This is a genomic window from Empedobacter sp. UBA3239, assembly GCF_002362875.1.
In the GTDB taxonomy this organism is placed as follows: domain Bacteria; phylum Bacteroidota; class Bacteroidia; order Flavobacteriales; family Weeksellaceae; genus Empedobacter; species Empedobacter falsenii_B.
Genome location: NZ_DEVJ01000060.1, coordinates 110990 through 127465 on the forward strand (window position 1 = coordinate 110990; position 16476 = coordinate 127465).

General features: G+C 31.6%; 14 protein-coding genes, 3 tRNA genes and 1 pseudogene. 12 read left to right on the forward strand and 6 right to left on the reverse strand.

Annotated features, from left to right (window positions below; all coding sequences use genetic code 11):
- Positions 1 to 38: 38 nt before the first annotated feature.
- The 4 genes from B4G36_RS08800 to B4G36_RS08815 all read left to right on the forward strand — a co-directional run bounded on the left by B4G36_RS08800 (position 39) and on the right by B4G36_RS08815 (position 1217).
- Positions 39 to 122: transfer RNA gene (locus B4G36_RS08800), tRNA-Ser, on the forward strand.
- A gap of 30 nt (positions 123 to 152) precedes the next feature.
- Positions 153 to 227 (forward strand) — tRNA-Pro (locus tag B4G36_RS08805).
- Positions 228 to 254: 27 nt separating this feature from the next.
- Positions 255 to 328 (forward strand) — tRNA-Arg (locus B4G36_RS08810).
- A gap of 79 nt (positions 329 to 407) precedes the next feature.
- The gene (locus B4G36_RS08815; protein WP_291063424.1) at positions 408 to 1217 is read left to right on the forward strand and encodes a hypothetical protein; all 810 of its coding nucleotides are present in this window, start codon (positions 408 to 410) and stop codon (positions 1215 to 1217) included.
- Here B4G36_RS08815 and B4G36_RS08820 read toward each other — a convergent pair.
- Complete coding sequence (locus tag B4G36_RS08820) at positions 1201 to 1455, reverse strand: hypothetical protein (protein ID WP_280061974.1); 255 nt, start codon at positions 1453 to 1455, stop codon at positions 1201 to 1203. The two genes, B4G36_RS08815 and B4G36_RS08820, sit on opposite strands and share 17 nt — an antisense overlap.
- 101 nt (positions 1456 to 1556) lie before the next feature.
- On the opposite strand from B4G36_RS08820, the gene B4G36_RS08825 reads away from it, so the two are divergent.
- The 5 genes from B4G36_RS08825 to B4G36_RS08845 all read left to right on the forward strand — a co-directional run bounded on the left by B4G36_RS08825 (position 1557) and on the right by B4G36_RS08845 (position 6217).
- A complete protein-coding gene (locus B4G36_RS08825; protein WP_221855789.1) occupies positions 1557 to 1958 on the forward strand; it encodes a hypothetical protein in 402 nt (133 codons plus the stop codon).
- A gap of 64 nt (positions 1959 to 2022) precedes the next feature.
- On the forward strand, positions 2023 to 2757 hold the full coding sequence (locus B4G36_RS08830; protein ID WP_125350403.1) for a lysophospholipid acyltransferase family protein: 735 nt from the start codon (positions 2023 to 2025) through the stop codon (positions 2755 to 2757).
- A gap of 9 nt (positions 2758 to 2766) precedes the next feature.
- Positions 2767 to 3768: an acyl-ACP desaturase gene (locus B4G36_RS08835; protein ID WP_038333672.1), complete on the forward strand. Its 1002-nt coding sequence runs from the start codon at positions 2767 to 2769 to the stop codon at positions 3766 to 3768.
- 101 nt (positions 3769 to 3869) lie between these two features.
- Positions 3870 to 5207 (forward strand): cytochrome ubiquinol oxidase subunit I, encoded by a 1338-nt coding sequence (locus B4G36_RS08840; protein ID WP_291063427.1) that lies wholly within the window; start codon positions 3870 to 3872, stop codon positions 5205 to 5207.
- A 2-nt stretch (positions 5208 to 5209) separates the two neighbouring features.
- Positions 5210 to 6217 carry a cytochrome d ubiquinol oxidase subunit II gene (locus B4G36_RS08845; RefSeq protein ID WP_291063429.1) on the forward strand — a complete coding sequence of 336 codons (1008 nt, stop codon included), beginning with the start codon at positions 5210 to 5212 and terminating at the stop codon, positions 6215 to 6217.
- A 161-nt stretch (positions 6218 to 6378) separates the two neighbouring features.
- On the opposite strand, the gene B4G36_RS08850 is transcribed toward B4G36_RS08845, so the two are convergent.
- Complete coding sequence (locus tag B4G36_RS08850; protein WP_291063431.1) at positions 6379 to 7614, reverse strand: GTP-binding protein; 1236 nt, start codon at positions 7612 to 7614, stop codon at positions 6379 to 6381.
- Between the two features lie 266 nt (positions 7615 to 7880).
- On the opposite strand from B4G36_RS08850, the gene B4G36_RS08855 reads away from it, so the two are divergent.
- Both B4G36_RS08855 and B4G36_RS08860 read left to right on the forward strand, forming a co-directional pair.
- On the forward strand, positions 7881 to 9002 hold the full coding sequence (locus B4G36_RS08855) for a metallophosphoesterase (RefSeq protein WP_312192795.1): 1122 nt from the start codon (positions 7881 to 7883) through the stop codon (positions 9000 to 9002).
- Between the two features lie 162 nt (positions 9003 to 9164).
- Positions 9165 to 9422, forward strand: a complete 258-nt coding sequence (locus B4G36_RS08860; RefSeq protein ID WP_291063447.1) for a GNAT family N-acetyltransferase — start codon at positions 9165 to 9167, stop codon at positions 9420 to 9422.
- A gap of 79 nt (positions 9423 to 9501) precedes the next feature.
- Here B4G36_RS08860 and B4G36_RS08865 read toward each other — a convergent pair whose 3' ends face one another.
- The 3 genes from B4G36_RS08865 to kbl all read right to left on the reverse strand — a co-directional run bounded on the left by B4G36_RS08865 (position 9502) and on the right by kbl (position 14942).
- Positions 9502 to 10770 (reverse strand): dicarboxylate/amino acid:cation symporter, encoded by a 1269-nt coding sequence (locus B4G36_RS08865; RefSeq protein WP_280037926.1) that lies wholly within the window; start codon positions 10768 to 10770, stop codon positions 9502 to 9504.
- 138 nt (positions 10771 to 10908) lie between these two features.
- Entirely contained in the window at positions 10909 to 13596 is a 2688-nt protein-coding gene (locus B4G36_RS08870) for a PD-(D/E)XK nuclease family protein (RefSeq protein WP_291063435.1), read from the reverse strand.
- 146 nt (positions 13597 to 13742) lie between these two features.
- Positions 13743 to 14942, reverse strand: coding sequence for a glycine C-acetyltransferase (kbl, locus tag B4G36_RS08875; protein WP_291063437.1), 1200 nt, complete (start codon positions 14940 to 14942; stop codon positions 13743 to 13745).
- Between the two features lie 233 nt (positions 14943 to 15175).
- On the opposite strand from kbl, the gene B4G36_RS08880 reads away from it, so the two are divergent.
- Positions 15176 to 15913 carry a GNAT family N-acetyltransferase gene (locus B4G36_RS08880; RefSeq protein WP_291063439.1) on the forward strand — a complete coding sequence of 246 codons (738 nt, stop codon included), beginning with the start codon at positions 15176 to 15178 and terminating at the stop codon, positions 15911 to 15913.
- A 317-nt stretch (positions 15914 to 16230) separates the two neighbouring features.
- Here B4G36_RS08880 and B4G36_RS08885 read toward each other — a convergent pair.
- Positions 16231 to 16476: pseudogene (locus tag B4G36_RS08885) on the reverse strand (IS3 family transposase); the annotation flags it as partial.

A 16476-nucleotide genomic window follows, 5' to 3' on the forward strand; every position in this document is an offset into this window, starting at 1 on the left:
CGCTTTATGAGACTAATCAGTCTTATTTTTAAAAGTTAGGAGAGGTGCCAGAGCGGTAATGGAGCAGATTGCTAATCTGTCATCGGGAAACCGATGCCAGGGTTCGAGTCCCTGTCTCTCCGCTTTTTTAAAGCTAGAAATAAAACACCACTCGGGGTGTAGCGTAGCCCGGTCATCGCGCCTGCTTTGGGAGCAGGAGGTCGCAGGTTCGAATCCTGCCACCCCGACGAATTTTAGTAATAGAATTTTGGATTGGTCCAGTAGCTCAGCTGGATAGAGCAACTGCCTTCTAAGCAGTAGGTCTCAGGTTCGAATCCTGACTGGATCACAATCTAAAGAAAACCCATACTGATTATCAGTGTGGGTTTTTTGTTTTATATTTATTTACTTTTTTATATAATTGCAAAATGGATATTAATTCCAAAAAGAATCTAGGGGATAAAATTCAAAGATTCAATTTTATTTTTAATGAAACTATTGAGTTACATAAATTAATAGTAAGAGGAAAACAATTTTTATTATCAAAAACAAATTATAATAATGTATTTGATATGGAGTTTTATGATAGTTCTTATTGTGATATTTTAGAATATCAAATTCTTTTTAATAGTCATTATAATATAATCAATCTGCATAAATTGTTATCTGATTCTTCTAATGATAAAAACTCATTAATTAATATAGATAACTTATTATTCAATTTAAAGAGATGTAACGAACGTGAAGAGATCCGATATTTAAATAATAATATCTATACTACTTATAACGATTTAATTGTAAAAATACGAGAATATAGAACACAATTTTTTGCTCATTTAGACAATAAAACCTTTAAAGAAATTCATTTAACTAAAAATTTTTATCTTGATAATTTAGATGAAATAAGGAGATTATTAGATTCTATTTCTGAACTATTAGTAAGATTAATAATTTATTTTTTTGATGAATTTAAAGAAAACGATTCTTCAAAAAAATTATCAATAAATAACCATATATTAAGAATGAGCACTTTAAAGAACGAAAAAAAGTCATATTTGAATTCAAATAGTGAAATATTCTTAGATAAATTGATTGATGTTTTCGAGGATGTATCTGAAATACAATCAGCATTAAAACAATCAATTTCAGATCAAGATAAAATAAAACTAATTAATGAAATTTTAGTTAAATCTACAGGAGAAGTAAATGGATATAAATTTTTTACTTACAAATACTAACTTTTCCTTTTTCACTTAACTGCTTAAAGTTAATTGCAGGAATAGTTGGATTCAATTCAGATTTGAAATTGGTAACACTTGGCGTTTCAAAAAAATCTAATTCGTATAAACCATCTTCCACGAATTGACAATCATCAGTTAAAATATAGATTTTAGGAAAACTTGGTTTTCGTTCTATTTTTACTTTTTTGATGTTATTTTGATCCGTAAAAACTTCTCCTTTCTTTGTGTTCGCCATTGTTTCTTATTTAGAGAACAAATTTCTTAATAAAATTGAATATTAAAAAAATCAATCCGTAATATTCAAAATATTTCTACCTTCGTTACAAATAAAACCACGTGAAATATACAATTCAAGCAATACTTTTGTTTTTTGTTTTAGGATTAACAAGTTGTTTACCAACCAAAACAGTTTCCGAAACTAAAGTTGTGACTTCAGAAATTAGCGATTTGTCGGGTAAATGGAATATAAATGATGGAGGAGATTACATTATTTTTGAAGATGCAACGAAAAAAATGGTAATGAAAACGGTTTGCGGAATTATTACGGCTGATTATACTAAAATAGATCAAGCTATAATTTTTAATCATTTAAAACAAGTGAATTCTGATTGCGAAATTCCTCAAAATTTGATTCAAAATTTGCAAAAAACTGCATATTTTAAAGTAAAATCATCAAATCAAATTACTTTTTATGATGAAGCTCATCAAGAAAAGTTAACTTTGAAATTAATAAAGTAAATCTCCTAGAAAAATATATTATGCTTAGCATAATTTTTTATTAAATTTGTCTAAATTTCTAATGTTGAAGAAAATTTTAAGTTATCCGTTATCTATAATCTTTTATATTTTTTATGGATTAACGTTGTTGGTAATGCATGTTGTGCAATGGTTGTGCTACAATTTGGGAGGTTATGCTGCTCATCACAAAAGTGTAAAAGTGATGAATGGTCTTTTGGTTTTTTGGACAAGAATTTTGGGTACAACGTATACCTATAAAGGAAGAGAAAATTTGAAACAAAATGTACCATTGATTTTTGTGAGTAATCACCAAAGTATGTATGATATTTCTCCGTTGGAATATGATTTGGCTGATTATCATCCTAAGTTTATTTCGAAAATAGAATTGGGAAAAGGAATTCCGAGTGTATCGTACAATTTAACGCATGGAGGTTCTGCATTAATCGATCGTAAGAACGGAAAACAAGCAATAGAGGAAATAAAAAAATTAGCACAATACATTCAGAAAAATAATTATTCAGCTATTATTTTTCCAGAAGGTACAAGAAGCAAAAATGGAGTACCAAAGGCTTTCAAAGAAAATGGATTGAAAGTTTTGACGAAATATGCTAAAGACGCTTATGTTGTTCCCGTTACACTAAATAATACGTGGGAAATAGAAAAGTGGGGTAAGTTCCCGATGTATTTGGGCGCGAAAGTAACGATACAATACCATAAACCCTTAAAAGTGAGTGACTATAAGTTTGATGAAATATTCGAGCTTACCGAAAAAACTGTAAAAAGTAGTATAACCGCATAAAATAATTATATGTCAATAAAAAATGTTCGCCTGGAAGTAATGCAATTTCTTGAGAAAGATATTGATGCTTATATGGATAAATTCTTAGTTCCAGCCGATAAAATTTGGCAACCAACAGATTTTTTACCGAATTCTCAAACAGATTCTTTTTTTGACGAAATCAAAGAATTACAAGAGCTTTCGAAAGATTTGCCAGATGATTTCTGGATTACATTGATTGGAGATACCATTACCGAAGAAGCTTTGCCAACCTACGAATCTTGGTTGATGCAAATGGACGGTGTGGTAGATGAAGAAGGAAATTACCTAGAAAATGGTTGGGCAAAATGGATTCGCCATTGGACAGGAGAAGAAAATCGTCACGGTGATGTGTTGAATAAATTTTTGTATTTATCAGGACGTATCAATATGCGCGAAGTTGAAGTAACAACGCAACATTTGATAAATGACGGTTTCGACATTGGAACAGCGCACGATCCTTACAAAAACTTTGTATATACAAGTTTCCAAGAGCTGGCAACTTATGTATCGCATAATAATGTATCAGCAATTGCAAAAAAATACGGAGCGAAAAAATTATCGCGCATGTGTAAAATCATTGCAGGAGATGAAATGCGTCACCATTTAGCTTATACAGAATTTGTTCGTCGTATTTTCGAAGCTGATCCTTCAGAAATGATGTTAGCTGTTCAACATATGTTCAAACTTAAAATTGTAATGCCAGCGCATTTCTTAAGAGCTTCTGGAGAAGAAAGAGGAACTTTGTTTGATGCGTTTTCAGATGCAGCGCAACGTATTGGCGTATACACAGCATTTGATTATATCGATATTATGCGAAAATTAATTGAAGCTTGGCAATTGGATAAAATCTCTGGATTGAATGCCGAGGCGGAAAAAGCAAGAGATTATATCATGAAATTCCCAGATAGAATGGATAGAATTTCGCAACGTATTGTGATTCCTGAAGATGGACCACAATTCAAATGGTTATTACCAGCTACGTCTAAATAGATTATTATAATCAAAATCATATAAAAAAAGGCAATTCAAAATCGAATTGCCTCTTTTTATTTAGTAACTTTAACCAACAAAGAAATTAAAAACAACTGCTTATGGACGATTTTATTGCTGCCAGAAGTCAAATGGCGATGTCGTTAGCCTTTCACATTGTTTTTTCGTGTGTCGGGATGGTGATGCCGTTTATGATGGCAATTGCTCACTACAAATACCTCAGAACTAAAAAAGAAATTTACAAAGGACTAACTAAAGCGTGGAGTAAAGGAGTTGCAATTTTGTTCGCTACAGGAGCAGTTTCTGGTACAATGCTTTCGTTTGAGTTAGGATTATTGTTTCCTAAATTTATGGAACACGCTGGACCAATTTTCGGAATGCCATTTTCGTTAGAAGGAACAGCTTTTTTTATTGAAGCTATTGCTTTAGGTTTTTTCCTTTATGGTTGGGACAAATTCAATAAATGGTTTCATTGGATTTGTGGTGTAATTGTAGGGATTAGTGGTTTAGCTTCAGGGATTTTGGTTGTTGCTGCAAATGCTTGGATGAATTCTCCGTCAGGTTTCGATTTTATAAATGGCGAATATTTAAACATAGATCCTGTAAAAGCTATGTTCAACGATGCGTGGTTTTCACAAGCGTTGCACATGACAATTGCAGCTTTTTGTGCGACTGGATTTGCGGTTGCGGGTTTACATGCTTATCTTATTTTGAAAGGTAAGAATGTAAATTTTCATCGCGAAGCATTCAAAATTAGTTCTGTTTTAGCGATTACAGCAGCAATGTTAGCACCTTTGAGTGGTGATATTTCGGCGAAAGATGTAGCAAAACGTCAACCGATTAAATTGGCTGCGATGGAAGCGCATTTCAAAACAGAAGAAAGTGCTTCATTTGTTTTGGGTGGAATAGTGGACGAATCAAAAGAAGAGATTAAATATGCGATAAAAGTTCCGGGTGTGTTAAGTTTCTTGGTTCATTCAGATTTCAAAACACCTGTAAAAGGTCTAGTAGAATTTCCGAAAGATGAATGGCCGCCTGTGGCAGTTGTACATTATGCATTTCAGATTATGATAACATTCGGAATGTTGATGATGGGAATAGCTGTGATTTATTTGATTGCGCAATTCTTTAAGAAAGATTGGCGAACAAAACGATGGTTTTATAAATTGTTTATGATTGCGACACCTTTTGGATATATCGCTTTAGAAGCAGGCTGGACGGTAACAGAAGTTGGTCGTCAGCCGTGGATTATTTACGGAATTATGCGAACGGTAGATTCCATCACGCCAATGCCAGGAATACAATATTCGTTTTACATTTTCACATTTGTCTTCATCACATTGTCCATTATTTTGGTGTTCTTAATGAATCGACAAATACAAATGGTTGCGAAGCTTTACGATCCAGAAGATCCAAATTATAAACCAGAAAAACATTAAGTATGATTTACGTAGTAATAGCATTTTTGTGGGTTGCCATCTGTTTATATTTAATTTTAGGAGGAGCAGATTTCGGTGCTGGAATTGTCGAATTGTTCTCTGAAAAGAGTTACAAAAAACGTACAAAGAAGATTATGTACAATTCGATTGGACCAATTTGGGAGGCAAATCACATGTGGTTAATCATTGTCATTGTTATTTTATTTGTTGGTTTTCCTAAGATGTATGCAGAAATCTCAAATTATTTGCACATCCCGTTAGTAATCATGTTATTGGGAATTATTGCAAGAGGAACTTCGTTTACTTTCAGAAATTATGATGCAATTAATGATAAATGGCACAATTTGTATGATGTCATTTTTACTTATTCAAGTGTTGTAACACCTTTGTTTTTGGGCATAATAGCAGGATCTATCGTTTCGGGAAGTATTGATGATAATGCACTTTCGTTTCAAGATGCATATATATTTTCGTGGTTGACTTGGTTTAATTTTTCGGTCGGAATTTTCACTGTTGTGATTTGTGCTTTCTTGGCTTCGGTTTATTCAATTCAAACTGTAAAAAATGATGAAGATAAAGTGATTTTAAGAAAACGTGCCAAGATTTATACAGCTTTAATTTTTGTTGCTGGAGCATTGGTATTTGCTGTTTCACTTTGGAAAAACATTCCATTATTTAGTTGGATTATATCAGAAATTTACGGTTATATCGCAATAGCAATTGCTTCAATTTCAATTGTATTATTACTTTCAGCCTTAAATAAAGCGAAGGATTCTTTGTTGAAAGTTTACGCAGGAATTATTGTGATGATGATTTTATTTGCGGCAACTTATTCGCATTTTCCAAATTTGGTATTATTCAAAGATGGTTCAACATTATCTTTATTAACAGATTACGGTGCGTTGAGTACGATAAATATGTTAGCTTGGGCATTATTACTCGGCTCGATATTTATTTTACCATTTCTATTTTACTTAATTTATTCATTTAATCAGAAGCAAAAAATATAAATACTCGTTCCAAATTTGATTACAAACATACTTGTTTATAATTAACCGAGCCTTTAGGAAAGGACAAGTGAATTTGGTAAATACAATAATCTGTTTAAATCTTCAGAACAAGGATGATAAGAGAAGAGCCTTATTTCAATTCGAAATAAGGCTCTTTTATTTTAATTATGTTTTGCTTGCCATTCTGCAATTTCTTGCTCATTCAGTAAACAAGAGTTTAATTCTTGTGTAACTTTTTCTTTGTCCAAACCTTGACCAATAAAAACAAGTTCTATCATTCGATCTCCCCATTCTTTCGACCATTTGGCGTCAATTGTTTTTTGATTAAATTGATAAGCTGCAAACTGAATTCTTTCGTCATACGGCATCGAGCACCACCAAGCCCCCGCAGGATCAATTCGGATACTACCACCAGCTTGACTCAAGAAAATAGCTTCATCAGGACGATTTGCTAACCAAAATAAACCTTTTGAACGGTAAATAGTTGGAGGAAAATTATCATTCAAATAGGTTAAAAAACGTTCTGCATGAAACGGAATTTTTTGTCTGTAAACAAAAGAAGTCATTCCATATTTTTCTTCCAAATGATCGTGGTGTTCGTGCGTACAATGTTCACCACATTCGTGATCATGGTGATGGTGATGTTCCTCTTTTTCTTGCTCTTCTAATAATTTTACCCAAGCATCCATGTCCTGAATTTTTTCGAAATCGAATAGATTGGTATTCAAAATTTCAGTTAATTCAACGTGAGAAAAACTTGCAGGAATTATTTTAGCAGAAGGATTTAATTTTGTCACAAACGCTTCAATATTCATCAACGTTTCTTCTTCGACCAAATCCATTTTATTCAAAATAATCACATTCGAAAATTCAATTTGATCGATTAAAAGATTCACAATCGGACGATTATCTTCTCTATTTTCTGTAAAACCACGATCAAAAACATCTTCATCAGTTCCTAAATTTTTGAAGAAATTATAAGCGTCAACTATTGTTACCAACGTGTCTAAACGTGCAACTTTTGGTAAATCAATTTTACCATCTGGCGAAACAAAATCCAACGATTGCGCAATAGGACCTGGATCAGATATACCAGAACTTTCGATAACCAAATAATCATATTTCCCTGATTGTGCCAACTTCTCGATTTCTACGATCAAATCTTCTCGTAATTCACAACAAACGCAACCGTTGCTCAATTCAACCAATTTTTCATCCGTTTGAATTAAATCATTTTCGCGAGAAACCATTTGCGCATCAATATTTACTGCGCCCATATCGTTCACGATAACTGCTACTTTAAGTCCTTTTTTATTGTGTAATATATGATTAAGAAGTGTCGTTTTTCCGCTTCCAAGAAATCCAGAAAGTACCGTTACAGGTAGTCTATTTTTCATAATTTATGCTTAAAAATATGCTACAAAGTTACATTTTTATCACGAAAATTTTTGTGTAGAATCATCTATAAATTTTATAATGTTCTGTTAAGAATATAATAATAAATCACTGTTAGAAAGATTTCTTTTATTTTTGTTCAAAATCAAATAAAATAATGTTTGTTTATAGTGTTATCACGTCAATAATTATTTCAATCGTACTTGAAATTTACCTGTATTATAATTTTAAAAAATTCATTCAAAATAAGTATATTCTTTTAGGAAATGTGCTTTTGTGGTTACTTGTTTTGGGTAATTTTGGATATAATCTAATCTTTTTTGATCGTAATGTTGGTCAAACGCAAACGACAATGTGGGCAACAGGTTTGTTTATGTTGTTTGGTTTTCCTCGAATTATTCTGGTTCTATTTTTCTTGGTTCAAGATATTTTTAGAGGATTTGGTTGGCTATTTAATCGTACTACAAATCATCAAACAAAAGAAGATTCTTATTTACCTTCTCGTCGAAAATTTGTAATGATTTCTGGATTAACAGTGGCTTCAATACCTTTTTTTAGTTTGATCTATGGAATGACAATTGGAAAATATAATTTCAAAGTAATCAAGAAAAAATTGGCATATCAACGTTTACCAAAATCGTTTGACGGTTTCAAGATTTTACATATTACAGATATTCATTCGGGAAGTTTGGATAATCGTGAAAAGATAGAATATGCAGTCGATTTAATTAATCAACAAGAGTTTGATATATTGTTGTTTACGGGAGATATTGTGAATAATTTTCATTGGGAAATGGATAAATGGTACGATGTTTTTTCGAAAATAAAACAAGCACCACATGGAAATTTTGCTGTTTTAGGAAATCATGATTATGGAGAATATTCGGATTGGAAAACGGAGGAAGAAAAGCAAGGTAATTTTGAAAAAATTAAAGCGATTTTCCCTAAGATTGGAATGAAATTATTATTGAATGAAAACCGATTTATTACAAAGAATGGTGAAAAAATTGCGTTGATTGGCGTTCAGAATTGGGGAACACGATTTAAGAAATTAGGTGATATTGATGCAGCTTCGAATTATGTAAATACAGTAGATTTTAAGATTGTGATGTCACATGATCCTTCGTATTGGAATGAGATATTGAAAAATCATCCGAAACATTTTGACTTGACTTTGTCTGGACATACGCATGGAATGCAATTAGGAATTGAAGTTCCGAAAATTGGTTTGCGTTGGAGTCCGGCGCAATATGTGTATCCGCAATGGGCAGGTTTTTATGATTTTGAAGGAAAGATTATCAATGTAAATCGCGGATTTGGTTATCATTTTTACCCAGGAAGAGTAGGGGTTTGGCCAGAAATAACATTAATAGAGTTGATATCAGTATAAAGTATTAGGAAGAAGCAATCAAAGTTTTTGGTTGCTTTTTTAATGTATATCAATTCTGAAAACAGATTTTTATAGGATTATTGTCATAAAAAAAGAAATAATATGAATGAAGAATTAATTCCTTTATAGGTTGTAAAAAATGAATCAACTTTTCGCTTTGAGCTGAATGTTGATGGATACATCGCTTTTATAGATTATAAACAAGAAGATGATATTATCAAATTGATTCATACCGAAGTTCCTGAAGAATTAGGAGGAAGAGGCGTTGCAGCTGCTTTGGTAGAAAAAACATTGGTTTATTTGGAGGAACATAAAAATCCTTTGTTTCCGTATTGTCCTTATGTGTATGCCTACATCAAAAAGCATCCGGAATGGAAACGAATTGTTCATCCTAAATTCCCAAAATATAATGAATTGTAATCGGTTAACGAATGAGATTATAATAAGAAATGCGACCTATATAGGGTCGCATTTCTTATTATATTTTTGAAAAGCAATTTTAAGCTTTGTGATGATCATCATCGTGTGTATATGTTTGCTCAATTGCGACGTGTCCTTCCCATTTGTCTACAGCAACTGTAGATAAGGCGTTCCCAAGTACATTTGTCATCGAACGAGCCATATCACAGAAATGGTCAATAGGTAAAATCAACGCAATTCCTTCTGGTGGAATTCCAAACATCGAACAAGTTGCAACCACTACAATTAATGAAGCTCTTGGTACACCTGCAACACCTTTTGATGTAAGCATTAAGACTAATAACATCAAAATTTGTTTCTCGATCGGCATGTGAATTCCATAAACCTGCGCGATAAATAGCGACGCGAACGTCATGTACATCATCGATCCATCTAAATTGAAGGAATATCCGAGCGGTAAAGTAAACGAAATAATTTTCTTTTGAGCCCCAAATTTTTCTAATTCTTCAACTAATTTTGGGAATACAGCTTCTGATGAAGTTGTAGAGAAAGCGATTAATAATGGCGCTTTGATGTGTCTTAATAAGTCGATTACTCGTTTTCCTAAGATGAAATATCCAACCAAAATTAAAACAGCCCAAAGAAGCAAAATACCAATTACAAAGGCGATTAAATATTTAACATAAAGTAAGAATATACCGAATCCGTACGTTGCAATAGCAGCAGAAATAGTTCCTAAAACTCCTAATGGCGCAGTCCACATTACATATCCAACCATAATTAAAACGATATGCGAAATTTTATCTAACGCTTTCGTAATCATTTCGCCTTCTTTTCCATAAGCTGCCATTGCGACACCAAAGAAAATAGAGAAAACAACGATTTGTAAGATTTCATTTGTTGCAAATGATTCGAAAACAGATTTAGGAATCATATGTGTAATGAAATGTTCTAATGTAAGCGAAGCTTGACCTTTTAATAAATCTTGAGCAGAACTTGAATCGATTTCAATATTCAATCCTTCTCCAGGTTTCATTACATTGATAACAATAGCACCAATCACCAAAGAAGTAAGTGAAGCTGTGATAAACCAACCCATTGCACGTCCACCAACACGTCCAACCATTTTCATATCGCCCATTTTAGCAATACCAACTACTAATGTTGAGAAAACTAAAGGCGCAATAATCATCTGAATAAGACGAATAAAAATAGTACCAAGAAGTTTTATGTTAGTCGAAAATGTTTTAATAAATTCTGGAGAGGTATTATAATGTACATATCCTCCAAGCGCAACCCCGATAAGAAGGGCAATAATAATAGCTATAAAAAGTTTATTGTTTTTCATTATGCGATTTTAAACTTTTCCAAAACTACTATTTTTTAGCAAATTATTAAGAATATAAATTGATTTGTACACCAAATTAAATATAAAACCCTTTGTATGTAGTGTTTACAAAGGGTTTTCTTTATAGTGTATTGTGTACTATTCTGGCTGTTTGAACGGAATTTCTTGATTTAAAATCTCTTCGATTAATGTTAACATTGGTGCGGTAGAATTTTCGACAATCGAATAATCGATGGTTGTATTTTTATCAACCGAAAGTTTAATCAATTCTTTATTTGGAAATTTGATTGGATAAATACACAATTCAATGTTTTTATTTAGATTTTCTTTATCCGCATAAAATAAATGAGCGTAGAAAATTAATTGCAATTGTTTCGCTTTATCTTCTTTTTGGTAAACGGTTTCTATTTCTTCGGTTTTCACCGAAATATCTTTTGCATAACCAGTTTTGTAATCAATAATTCGGATTTGATTATTGACAGAATCAATTCGGTCAATTACACCTTTTAGCTTTACAATTTTGCCATTTGTTAGTGCAAAATCAACTTCGTGCTTGCTTTCCAAAGCTCGAATTACAAATTCATTTTCCTTTGCTGTAGTCGTATCTTTAGACAAAACGCCATCCACAATTCGCTCTGCAATTTTATAAATCAAATAATTTGGTCCTTTGTCCAAATGTCCATCTTTATATTCTTTGCTAAAATGCTCTTGTAAGGTTTTGTCTTTTATTTTTTCGATATTTTTGAAATCATTTTCATGCAAAATATGTCCAATATAAGGCGTGTACAAATCCTCCAAAGCGCCGTGTACAATGTTCCCTAACGTTCTTGCGCTTACAATTTCTTCGGCTTCTTCCACTTCATTTACATTAAAAACACGTTGCTCATAAAAATCTAACGGATTGCGTAAATAGGTTGAAAGTGAAGAAGGTGAAATTCCATATTCAGCCCAATTTTGAAGCTTTGCCATTGTTTCGTCAGTTTTTGGAACAATGATTTCTTTCAAAGGTTTTGTGACAAAACTTGGTGCAGCAAAAGTTTCTTTCACTTTGTGATTGCTTTCAAATTTGATTTGAGCCAAAAAGCGAGATTTTTCTCCAGAACCCATTCCGTCAGCTTCTGTATCATACACAAAATAAGCATTTTTTGCACGCTGAATCAAACGATAAAAGTGATATGCATAAATCGAATCATTTTCGGTAAATGTATTCAATTTCATTTGTTTGCGAATATCGTACGGAATAAATGTATTATTTTGTCTTCCCAAAGGCAAAATTTCGTCATTCACAGAAGTCATGATAATATTATCGAAATTCAATAAACGAGTTTCCAATAATCCCATCAATTGTAAACCTTTCAAAGGCTCTCCAATAAAGGAAATTGTCTCAGAAGATACGATTTTGTTGTATAATAAAAATAAGGTTCTATAATCTTTGATATCATCAACACTTAACAAATTTTCATGTAATTGATTGAAAACTTTTTTGAAAAAGAATAAATATTCTTTCATCAACAAATCGTTCATCGAAGGATGATGCAGTAATTCGTCTGTCCAATTTTTTAGATGATGAATAAATTCAGTGATACTTTTTGGAATATGAAAAATAGATTTAAAGATTGATTCTCCTAAGGCATTTTGAATCGAATTTTGAGAATTAAATATTCGATTTTGTAATCGAATATCTCCAATTAATTTTCGACTTTCATCCGTGCTAAAAAGAGATAAAGTTTTATTTTCAAGAATTTGTAAGACATTTTTGAAATAAAACATGGTTCCTTTTCCTAATTTCTCCCGATTCATTTGTAACTCAAAAATTGATTTGAAAAATTGCGCTAACGGAACCGAACGCAAGGGAATTCCCATTGAAATATTAAGATGTGTAATATTTTCGGGCAATGAATTGAGAATTGCTGGTAAAATAGATTCATCAGCTAAAATCAAGGCGGTATTTTTTATTTCATCTTCATTGAGATTTCTAATTAAATCTGCAATATATTTTGCTTGTCCAACTTGCTTTGCAACACCAATTGTTTGTAAATTTTTGGGCTTGGAAAATTCATCAACCACCCAATTAATTGGTTTTATTTTCTCTTTATATTTTCGAAGAAAAGAACCCGCTTCTTGATTAGGATTTTCGTAATAATATTTATCCGCATCAAAATATAAAGTGGCTAAATTCTCCTTTTCTAATCGAAAAATAAGTCCTTGTTCTGCTTTTGTTAAGGCATTAAATCCAGCAAAAACATAATGTGAAGTTCTGTTTTCAATAATCTCTTCAACTTTTTCACTCGCAATTCTGAAAACCATTCCAGCATATCCTTCTTTCGAATCCAATAAATCTTGTTGCAATTGAAAATATAATTTCGAAACAATTCCCCAAAACGTTAGGTGATTTTGAATGATTTCATTTTTCCCAATCTCAATTTTTCCATCTCCCCATTGACTAATTCGTTCTACCGAAACCAAATAGTCTAAAACTTTATGCGCAGGTTGCAAAGAAGCATCGATATCATCAAAATCTTTCAAAACAGTTGGTCCCCATTTGATAAAATCTTCGAAAGAATCAGGCTTTTCAACGATTTTTTTATAGGCTTGATACGCTTTAAACCATAGATTAATTCCAGAAATAATTTCTAAACCAGAAAGTTCGCTCATCAATTCTTCGATACTTTTCATTTGTGGAAGAATGATATTCTGCGCTTGACGCTGAAATTCTTGTTTGAAGAATAACATTGGACGTTTTCCTGGTAAAACTAAAGTGGTGTTGATAAAGTTTTTCTGATTTTGGACTAAATCTTTTACAACATTTTCTATGAATTGAGCCATTTTTAAATTTTCTTTCGTTGAGTTGTTGTAAAAGTAAGGATTTTGAGAGACAAAAGATGGCGTTAATTATTAATTGAAAAATTATTTTAGAACAAAAAAGCCGTTTCAGAAATATGAAACGGCTTGTATAAATAAATTCAGTATTCTTACTTAATCACTCCTAATTCTTTACCAACTTTTGTGAAAGCAGCAATTGTATGATCTAATTGTTCTTTTGTGTGTGCAGCTGATAATTGTACACGAATACGTGCTTTATCGCGAGGAACAACAGGAAAAAAGAATCCGATTACATAAACACCTTCATCTAATAATTTGTCTGCCATAACTTGAGATAATTTTGCATCGTACAACATAACAGGTACAATTGCAGCATCACCTTCTGGAATATCAAAACCAGCAGCAACCATTTCTTTGCGGAAATATTCAGCATTCCACATTACCTTATCGCGTAAAGAAGTATCTTTTTCTAACATTTCTAACACTTGTAAAGCAGCACCAACAATTCCAGGAGCTAAAGAGTTAGAGAATAAATATGGACGAGATTTTTGACGTAACATTTCGATGACTTCTTTTTTACCAGAAGTAAATCCACCCATTGCACCACCTAAAGCTTTACCTAAAGTAGATGTAATGATATCTACACGTCCCATTACTTCGTTATGTTCATGTGTTCCGCGTCCAGTTTTTCCAATAAAACCAGTTGCGTGAGAATCATCAACCATTACCAAAGCATCGTATTTCTCAGCTAAATCACAAACACCTTTTAAGTCGGCAACAATACCATCCATAGAGAAAACCCCGTCTGTTACAATAATTTTGAAACGATGATTTTTTTCTGAAGCGGCAATTAATTGCGCCTCTAAATCAGCCATATTATTGTTTTTATAACGATAACGAGCAGCTTTACATAAACGAACACCATCGATAATAGAAGCATGGTTTAATTCATCAGAAATAATCGCATCTTCTTCTGTAAACAAAGGCTCGAAAACACCACCATTTGCATCAAAAGCAGCAGCGTATAAAATCGTATCTTCCATTCCTAAGAAATCAGCGATTTTTTTCTCTAATTGTTTGTGTACATCTTGCGTTCCACAAATAAAACGAACCGAAGACATTCCGTATCCACGGTCATCTAACATTTTTTGAGAAGCTGAGATAACGTCTTTATTATCAGATAACCCTAAATAGTTGTTTGCACAAAAATTAAGTAACGTTTTACCATTTTCTAATGTAATTTCTGCACTTTGAGGAGAAGCAATGATACGTTCTTTTTTGAATAATCCTTGTTCTTCTAAATCATTCAATTGCGTTTTTAAGTAGTTTTGAAATTTATCGCTATACATAATAAATCACTTTTTGTTTTGATATGTTTCATACAAATATAAATGTTTGCGGGCATATTTTTCGTATTTTTGTAAGATATAAAAATTTAAATTAAGTGGATTTTATTATATTATTTTTGTTCTCGGTACAATATTATTTTTTAGCTAAGTTTTTTAAGAAGAACAAAGTTAAAACAATTCTAAGTGTTATTGGAATGTATTTTTTTGGAATTGTTCTATTAGTATTTATATTAGTGGCTCTTAAAGTAACTAGTATAATTGATATTGATATCATGAATCCTGTTGAATTGAGTAAGTCAAAATTTGTTTGGATTGGAGAAACAATTATTTTTCTATTTATTGGTGTTTTCTATTACTATCATCTTAAACGTAAATGGACAATGGAAATGTTTTCTGCAGATATCGAAAAGCGTAAAGAAGAAATTTTACAGAATATAGAAATTAATCAAAAAATAAATCCAGTAAAATTGGACGTTTATCCTCATTTTCATACGGTTAATGAGAAAAATATTCATTTGGTTCAACCTTTGGCAAATGAGATTTGGAACGAATGTTACAAGGATTTATTATCGCAAGATCAAATCAATTATATGATTGATATGATGTATAATAATGACAAAGTAAACGAAGGAATTGCAAATGGAGATGTTTGGGAAATCCTGAAAATAGATAATGTTCCGTCTGGTTATTTGCATTACAAATTAGATGAAAATAATACTGTTTTCTTATCCAAAATTTACTTGAAAGAGTCTAATCAAACTAAAGGAATTGGACAATTGATGCTGAATAGAGTTGTAGATTATGCGAAAGAAAAAGGTGCAAAAGCTGTTCATTTAACAGTGAATAAACACAATGCGAAGGCAATTCGTTTTTATGAGAAAAATGGTTTCAAGAATATGGAATCAAAAACATTTGACATCGGAAATGGATACATCATGGATGATTATATTTATCAAAAGAATTTAAATTAATAAATATTTAGAATAATATATGGAAGCTTTTACAATTTGTAGCAGCTTTTTTTGTGAGTAATTTAAGAAGATTTTAATGAGATTTTTAATTGTAATATGATTAGATATGTTTATTCTATAATTAAACTTTTTATTAAAATTTTATTTCTAAAAATATGTAAAGATGTTTTACCTTTATTCTTGACAACTGAATCACCTATTTCGATAAATTGATTAGCATTTTCATAAGGTAAATAATAATCGGAATATTTTACTCTAACTGTATGTTGTCAAAATAAATGAGACACCTCTTTCTAAAAATTAAGAGAGTGTTTGGTTTATAAATTTATTATTTTTTCTTGATAATACAATTGCCTTCTTTTTGCAATTGTTTGTTGTTTAATAATTGCTCTTTGTTCTAAAATTTTATCTGCTCGACCAAAATACACATCCGAAGACGTAAGATTGTTCAAAGCCTCATGACACCTGCAATTGTTGTAGTTTTCTACAAACTTATTTAACGCTTCTGTCAGCTCATCAGGATGATAATAATGATCTAATTTCACTACATTTTTCATTGTTCT

Excerpts from the sequence above, each read along its gene's own strand:
- B4G36_RS08815 (WP_291063424.1), top strand. The coding sequence starts at position 408 with ATGGATATTAATTCCAAAAAGAATCTAGGGGATAAAATTCAAAGATTC.
- B4G36_RS08820 (WP_280061974.1), bottom strand. The coding sequence starts at position 1,455 with ATGGCGAACACAAAGAAAGGAGAAGTTTTTACGGATCAAAATAACATC.
- B4G36_RS08835 (WP_038333672.1), top strand. The coding sequence starts at position 2,767 with ATGTCAATAAAAAATGTTCGCCTGGAAGTAATGCAATTTCTTGAGAAA.
- B4G36_RS08840 (WP_291063427.1), top strand. The coding sequence starts at position 3,870 with ATGGACGATTTTATTGCTGCCAGAAGTCAAATGGCGATGTCGTTAGCC.
- B4G36_RS08845 (WP_291063429.1), top strand. The coding sequence starts at position 5,210 with ATGATTTACGTAGTAATAGCATTTTTGTGGGTTGCCATCTGTTTATAT.
- B4G36_RS08850 (WP_291063431.1), bottom strand. The coding sequence starts at position 7,614 with ATGAAAAATAGACTACCTGTAACGGTACTTTCTGGATTTCTTGGAAGC.
- B4G36_RS08865 (WP_280037926.1), bottom strand. The coding sequence starts at position 10,770 with ATGAAAAACAATAAACTTTTTATAGCTATTATTATTGCCCTTCTTATC.
- B4G36_RS08870 (WP_291063435.1), bottom strand. The coding sequence starts at position 13,596 with ATGGCTCAATTCATAGAAAATGTTGTAAAAGATTTAGTCCAAAATCAG.
- kbl (WP_291063437.1), bottom strand. The coding sequence starts at position 14,942 with ATGTATAGCGATAAATTTCAAAACTACTTAAAAACGCAATTGAATGAT.